This is a genomic window from Arthrobacter sp. C152 (assembly GCF_054890965.1).
Genome location: NZ_JBTZSU010000129.1, coordinates 1 through 253, shown reverse-complemented (window position 1 = coordinate 253; position 253 = coordinate 1). Strand labels below are relative to the sequence as shown.

1 protein-coding gene is annotated in these 253 nt (G+C 70.0%); it reads left to right on the top strand.

The genetic code is table 11. The features are described 5' to 3' along the window. Positions 1-253: phosphatase PAP2 family protein (locus ACYSM9_RS22010; RefSeq protein ID WP_461859066.1), on the top strand; the 253-nt coding region annotated here is incomplete at both ends.

Genomic DNA, 253 nt, shown 5'->3' with positions numbered 1-253 from the left:
ATCCCTTGGGCCAATGTCGGCATGGACCTCGCCACGGAATTCAAGCTCTCTGGACCCCGCGACGGCCGGGCCCAGGCACTGCTGCGCACTGCCATGTACGACGCTGTCCTCGCCGCTCTTGACGCCCAGGCGACCTACCCGCGCGATGCCCCGTCGGTGGCCGACTCCCGCATCATCCCGGTGGAGGGCGTCGGCGCCGACCAACCATCCTTCCCCTCCGTGCATGCCGCGGTGGCCGGAGCGGCCGAGATTG